This window comes from Alteromonas sp. 14N.309.X.WAT.G.H12, assembly GCF_036697315.1.
Taxonomy (GTDB): domain Bacteria; phylum Pseudomonadota; class Gammaproteobacteria; order Enterobacterales; family Alteromonadaceae; genus Alteromonas.
Genome location: NZ_JBAHZB010000162.1, coordinates 1 through 5,377, shown reverse-complemented (window position 1 = coordinate 5,377; position 5,377 = coordinate 1). Strand labels below are relative to the sequence as shown.

General features: G+C 45.9%; 7 protein-coding genes and 2 tRNA genes. All 9 read right to left on the bottom strand.

Going from position 1 to position 5,377, the window contains the following annotated elements; genetic code table 11:
• On the bottom strand, positions 1 to 364 hold a 364-nt coding region (gene nadA / locus V5298_RS19585; RefSeq protein ID WP_332933112.1), incomplete at its 3' end, for a quinolinate synthase NadA.
• 289 nt (positions 365 to 653) lie between these two features.
• A tRNA-Lys gene (locus V5298_RS19580) sits at positions 654 to 729 on the bottom strand.
• 46 nt (positions 730 to 775) lie between these two features.
• A tRNA-Lys gene (locus V5298_RS19575) sits at positions 776 to 851 on the bottom strand.
• A 264-nt stretch (positions 852 to 1,115) separates the two neighbouring features.
• Positions 1,116 to 1,946, bottom strand: coding sequence for a tol-pal system protein YbgF (ybgF, locus tag V5298_RS19570; RefSeq protein ID WP_332933111.1), 831 nt, complete (start codon positions 1,944 to 1,946; stop codon positions 1,116 to 1,118).
• 11 nt (positions 1,947 to 1,957) lie between these two features.
• Positions 1,958 to 2,524, bottom strand: a complete 567-nt coding sequence (gene pal, locus V5298_RS19565; protein WP_332933110.1) for a peptidoglycan-associated lipoprotein Pal — start codon at positions 2,522 to 2,524, stop codon at positions 1,958 to 1,960.
• Between the two features lie 36 nt (positions 2,525 to 2,560).
• A complete protein-coding gene (gene tolB / locus V5298_RS19560; protein ID WP_332933113.1) occupies positions 2,561 to 3,916 on the bottom strand; it encodes a Tol-Pal system beta propeller repeat protein TolB in 1,356 nt (451 codons plus the stop codon).
• A 5-nt stretch (positions 3,917 to 3,921) separates the two neighbouring features.
• The gene (gene tolA / locus V5298_RS19555; protein ID WP_332933109.1) at positions 3,922 to 4,725 is read right to left on the bottom strand and encodes a cell envelope integrity protein TolA; all 804 of its coding nucleotides are present in this window, start codon (positions 4,723 to 4,725) and stop codon (positions 3,922 to 3,924) included.
• Positions 4,726 to 4,733: 8 nt separating this feature from the next.
• Entirely contained in the window at positions 4,734 to 5,153 is a 420-nt protein-coding gene (gene tolR, locus V5298_RS19550; RefSeq protein WP_332933108.1) for a protein TolR, read from the bottom strand.
• Positions 5,154 to 5,174: 21 nt separating this feature from the next.
• The coding region (locus V5298_RS19545) for a MotA/TolQ/ExbB proton channel family protein (protein WP_332933107.1) at positions 5,175 to 5,377 on the bottom strand (203 nt) is incomplete at its 5' end.

The window sequence follows — 5,377 nt, the reverse complement described above, 5'->3', positions numbered from 1 at the left end:
CTATAGGGCATCCTAAGTCCAATGAACAGGTCGCCTCAAGGGTAGGCATTAGCACGGTTTTTTCTGGGCTTAAGATTTTAGCCGTTTCGCCCATAAACTTAACACCAGCAACAATAAGGGTTTGCTCTGATGCATTGCGGCCAAATCGCGCCATCTCTAACGAGTCTGCCACACAACCTCCAGTTTCCTCAGCTAAAGCCTGGATCTCTGGGTCAGTATAATAGTGCGCTACCAGAACGGCATTACGATCTTGCAAGAGTTGCTTTATCTCGTTTTTAAGTTCAGCTTTTCTTTGGGCACTCAAAGGTGCCGGCTTAGCGGGAAACGGGTAATCAACCTGATCGACTCTGAAAGCAATAGACATATCACATAGCCTGAATTATCGACAATAAGGGCGCGAATTATACCCCACTGTCATAAAAATTACATAGCCATGAGATATGAATAGAAATTTATGTTTCAAGGGCTATGGTACAAAGATATCCGTTTTTAACCCTCACTGCCCTTTTGGCCGTAATGTTCTAATCGCTATGATAAACAAGACAATAAGAAAATTATCATCGAACAAGTTGACTAATTGATGGTGTTTACAAGGACTGTGTAATTTGAGAGATATTTCTGATTCCCGCTAGGTGGGGATAAGCGTTCTAAGATGGTGGGTCGTGCTGGATTCGAACCAGCGACCAATTGATTAAAAGTCAACTGCTCTACCAACTGAGCTAACGACCCATCTTAGGTTGCGTGAAAAGCGATTTCTCAAAAGGCTTGAGAAAAGTGGTGGGTCGTGCTGGATTCGAACCAGCGACCAATTGATTAAAAGTCAACTGCTCTACCAGCTGAGCTAACGACCCATTGCTTTTCGTTTGTTACCACTCTGTGGCAACGGCGGCATATATTACTCATATTCTGAGGCGGCGCAACCCAAAAATGGCATTTATTTTCACTTTTCGGTAATTTCTTGTTTAAACGGTCAAAATGAAAGCAAATCGGTTAGTAAACCTACTGAGAAATACCTGTTGTATGGAAAAAAGAGGTCGATTTTTTAGAACGGGTTATGTGTGATGGCGCGTAAATTTTTTTGAAAATAAAAAAAAACCTCCCAAAAGGAGGTTTTTTTATAGTCCATTTAATCTTGACTGGGCTAACTTGGTGGCCGATGAATTAGGATATTCCTGAATCACCTGCTCAAAAAGTGTTCGCGCCTCAGTTTTATTTCCCTGTCTTTCAGAAATAACGCCAAGCTTAAGTAACGCATCCGGTCTTTTGGCAGAATCAGAAAACTTATTAATAACAATATTAAATTGCTCTGATGCCTCTGACCATCGTTGTTTATTGAACAGTAATTGACCTAACCAGTAATGTGCATTCGGTGCATACCCACTGTCAGGAAATTCTGCCAGAAAAGACTGAAAGGCGGGAATAGCCTTATCATACTCTCTGGATTTTAAAATCAAGTTTACCGCTGCCTCGTACGCTTCCCCCTCATCTTGAGAAGAAGCACTTGATGTGGCACTCGGCGATGGTGTGGATGTCGGTGTCGGCGTTATATTGCCACTTGTGGGCGTGTTCACCGAGTTCGTCATCCCAGAGCCTTGTTTTAGAGCCTCTACACGCTTATCGATCTCAAGATACAATTCGCGTTGGCGCTCTAACACTTTTTCCAATTGATTCGTATTGACTTCAACGGCACCACGTAGCTCATCAATTTCGCCTTGCATGGTGTCTAAGTGTTGTTGCAAACGATGCTGCATCTCAGTGCGGCTTTGCACAATACGCTCTAACACCACAATACGCTGTTCTAACGAACTTTGTCCCTCTGTGCCAACAGAAACCTGGGGCTGAGTTGGTGTATTGTCGACATCATAAACCGGCGCCTGAGCCTGTAATGACGTGGAAACGCAAAGGGCGACACACAAGGTGACGCCCTGTAAGTTTGGCTTAACCAAAGCGTTGGCCCTTACTGATAAACAACAATAGCACGACGATTTTGTGCCATCGCGTATTCTGTAGAGCCCATCACTGCCGGTTTCTCTTCACCGTAAGATACCGTGGAGATTTGGCTGCTGCTTACGCCAGCATTCATCAGGTAAGTTTCTACCGCTTGTGCACGACGCTCACCTAGGGCGATGTTGTATTCAGGTGTACCGCGTTGGTCAGTATGACCTTCGATAACCACTTGCTGATCAGGATGCTGAACAAGGAACTCTGCATGTTTGTCTAATAAAGTCTGGAACTCGCCTTTAATAGTTGCACGGTCAAAATCGAAGTAAACAGTCTGCTCTTTTTTCAAGGCAGCCATTTGCTCTTCAACCATTTCCTGTTGACGCTGCATGCGCTGAGCGGCTTCCGCTTTAACACGGGCTTGTTCTGCTTCAAGTGCTTGACGCTCGGCTTCTGCTTGCTCTTGAGCTACACGGTTGCGCTCTGCGGCTAACTCTTCTTCTGATGGACCGGACGAACAGGCCATCATAGTCACCACTGGCAAGGCGATAATGAAGCTTTTCATCACTTTATTCATTTGCATCCTCTTAATCCTTATATTTTTTAATGTTAATTGGTATTAAAACAAAAATGGTGACCAACTCGGCGACTTCACTTGTCCATTTGTGGCTGGCAACCTAGCCTTAAAGCGACCGTCCAACGACACCAAGGATAATACCTGTGTGCCATTATGAAGGGTGCTGTAAATAATCATGCTTCCATTCGGGGCAATACTGGGAGACTCATCCAAATAGGTTTTCGTCAACACCTGTATACCGCCATTGTCCAATCCAAGTTTAGCGATATGATAATCACCTTGGGTCTGATTTACCAAAACCATCTGTTTACCGTCAGGTGTAATGGTAGCGCCAAGATTTTGTTCGCCCTGGAAAGTAAGTCGTCTCACTTTCCTTGATGATAAATTTACGCTATAAATCTGTGGTTTACCACCCCGTTCCGAGCTAAAAATTAAGCTCTTCCCGTCTGGCGTCCACGCTGGCTCAGTATCTATAGAACGGTTTCGGGTAATTCGCTGCAATTTCTTTGTGGCCAAATCCATCACATAAATTTCCGGATTACCGTCTTTAGACAGTACCATCGCCAGTTTTTTACCATCAGGAGAAAATACTGGACTGCTGTTAATTCCTGGAAAATCAGTGATTTTTGTCCGTTCCATCGTATAGATATCCTGGATAAAAATCTGCGGACGTTTGTTTTCAAAACTCACATAGGTAAGCTTTTCGCCATCCGGTGACCATGATGGCGACATCAATGGCTCAGGGGATGACAACAACCGGGTTTCATTTTCACCGTCATAATCTGAAATAACCAGTTGATAAGGCAGCGCATTCGTTTCCCGGTCCCGCACCACAACATACGCCAAACGGGTTAAGAATGCACCTCGCTCCCCTGTCAATTTTTCGTAAATTACATCACTGATACGGTGTGCATATTGACGAAAATCAGCGCCGCTAATAATTGCCTGACGAGCATCAATAATATGATCTGCACTGCTCACTAACTGGCCATTGTGCATGGCTTGACCACTGCCACCGGTCTGTTGCCCTCTAAGTACATCGATAAGTTCAAAAGAAACGCGATATTTATCGGCACCCGTTTGTGCCACTGTGCCAACCAAGATTGTATCTACACCCATTGATGCCCAGGCCGAATAATTGACCTGCTTATCGGTGGAAGGTTGTTGGGGCATTTTATTATAGGCAATCGGACTGAATTTTCCGCTTCGCATTAAATCGGCCATCACCACATCGGCAATACCTTGGGGGATGGTATCTGTGCCTTCCCACTTAAATGGCACCACGCCAATGGGACGTGCGCTATCTACACCTTCGGTTATCACTATTTCTAACGAAGCCTGTGCCATATTAGTTATTGCTAATAGGAACACGCCAACGAACATCCTGATTGGTCTCATCGTCACTACAATCTCACCGTTATGTTGATATCTTTTATTTGCTCGTAAACCGACGGATCATCAGACATAGGCAATTTGTCTGGTCGGCGTACGGCACTTTCTGCTGCACGACATAGTGCGTCATTTCCCTCTAAGCGGGTCACTTTTGTTACAAACCCCGATGTTGCCAAACGTATATTTAGCCGACATTCTTTACCGGTAAAGCTATCATCGTCAATAAGATAACGCTGAACGGTCGCGGTAATTAACGCCCGGTATCGGTCAACCTCAGATAACACCTGTTGTTGCCGCCGTTTCGCCTGTGCTGCCCGCTCTGCTTCCAGTTGCTCTTGCAGGATCCTGTCCATCTCGGCTTTTTCTTTGGCTTCTTTTGCTTTTCGCGCGGCTTCCGCCTTTGCTTTGGCTTCCCTTTCTTTACGTTCTTTTTCCTGTTGGGCGGCTAATTGTTTCAACTCCAATTGCTTTTTACGCTCGGCTTCCTGCTGGCGTTTTTTGTCCGCCGCTTTCTTCTGTGCAGCCCGCCGTGCTGCGGCTTCTTTACGCTGACGTTCTTTCGCCGCGGCCTCCTTGGCCTTGCGTTGCCGTTCTGCCTCTCGCGCCTGTGCTTGGGCAGCTTGTTCCGCCCGCTTTTTATCCGCGATTGCCTGCGCATCGATAAAGGTCGCCTGAATCACCGGCGCTTCGCTATCACTGGATAAGAAAACGGGATCGGAGGAAAAAGTGACGCTGATCAGCAACACCGCAGCAATGAACACGTGCACGCCAATCGCTTTAACAACGGCTTGCTGATCACCAGAAAGTTTACCCATAAAGTTAATTATTCATCCACTGGATCGGTCATTAAACCCACAGAGGGTACGCCCGCTTGTTGCAACAATACCATTAGCTGGATGACTTCGTTGTATGCCACCTGACCATCACCTTTTACCACAACCGGTGTATTCGGCTCTTTCTCAAGTTTTGCCGCTACCAATGCGGTGAGTTCTTGCGTGCCCAGTGGTGTGTCTTCATCACCAAGATTAAGAAAATAATTCCCTTGTACGTCAACAGATGCAATGAGCGGTGGAATATCGTCCTGCTCAATGGGTTGCGCACTGGCTTTAGGCAATTCAACCTTAACGCCTTGGGAAATTAGCGGAGCTGTTACCATAAAGATAACAAGCAGTACCAGCATCACGTCAATGTAGGGTACAACATTGATTTCCGATACTGGACGACGCCTTTTACGTGTATACATGGCTTGCCTCCGAAAGTTGGATTACTGCACTTGCGCAGACGTAGCCTGACGATGAAGAATGGCGGAGAATTCTTCCATAAAGTTGCCATAGCTATTTTCTATTTTTTCCACCTTGTAGCTAAACCGGTTGTAAGCAACAACCGCAGGAATAGCAGCAAACAAACCAATGGCTGTGGCAATCAGCGCTTCAGCAATACCTGGGGCAACCATCGCCAGTGTGGCTT

Excerpts from the sequence above, each read along its gene's own strand:
- pal (WP_332933110.1), bottom strand. The coding sequence starts at position 2,524 with ATGCAAATGAATAAAGTGATGAAAAGCTTCATTATCGCCTTGCCAGTG.
- tolB (WP_332933113.1), bottom strand. The coding sequence starts at position 3,916 with ATGAGACCAATCAGGATGTTCGTTGGCGTGTTCCTATTAGCAATAACT.
- tolA (WP_332933109.1), bottom strand. The coding sequence starts at position 4,725 with ATGGGTAAACTTTCTGGTGATCAGCAAGCCGTTGTTAAAGCGATTGGC.
- tolR (WP_332933108.1), bottom strand. The coding sequence starts at position 5,153 with ATGTATACACGTAAAAGGCGTCGTCCAGTATCGGAAATCAATGTTGTA.